General features: G+C 62.6%; 1 rRNA gene and 1 pseudogene. Both read left to right on the top strand.

The features are described 5' to 3' along the window. The first annotated feature begins 179 nt into the window (after nt 1-179). A 5S ribosomal RNA gene (rrf, locus tag AC07FV_RS21415) occupies nt 180-296 on the top strand. Between the two features lie 194 nt (nt 297-490). Then, a pseudogene (locus AC07FV_RS21420) lies at nt 491-698 on the top strand (hypothetical protein); the annotation flags it as partial.

Raw genomic sequence — 698 nt, forward strand, 5'->3', positions numbered from 1 at the left:
GTTGATAGGCCGGATCTGGAAGCACCGCAAGGTGTGGAGGTGACCGGTACTAATAGGCCGAGGGCTTGTCCTCAGTTGCTCGCGTCCACTGTGTTAGTTCTGAGGCAACGAACAGTTGCCGGCTTTCGAGCTGAACAGACAATTAAAGAGTGTGCTTGTTCGCTCGAAACCATTAGGGTTTCGGTGGTCATAGCGTAGGGGAAACGCCCGGTTACATTTCGAACCCGGAAGCTAAGCCTTACAGCGCCGATGGTACTGCAGGGGGGACCCTGTGGGAGAGTAGGACGCCGCCGAACAATCTTTGGAAAGGACCCTTGGTCCCCAGCGTTCAGCTGGGGACCAAGGGTCCTTTCGTTTTTCCAGGGCGCACCGGGTACCCGGCTGCGCGAGAATGACTTGCAGTACCGAAGACAGGAGTCACCGATGTCCCCCAACTCTCCCGACGACCGACCGGAGCGCGACCAGCGGCGACGGGACAGTGGCGACCGCGGTGACCGGAGTGGTCAGCGCGGAGACCGTGGTGGTTTCCGTCGCGACAACGACCGCGACCGTGGCGGGTTCCGCCGTGATGACCGCGGCGGCCAGCGTGACGGCTTCCGCCGGGACGACCGTCGTGATGACAACCGTGGTGGAGGCTACGGGCGTCGTGACGATCGGGACCGTGGACCGCGTCGCGATGACCGTGGTGGCGACCGTCC

It is taken from the genome of Streptomyces sp. NPDC045956, assembly GCF_056430705.1.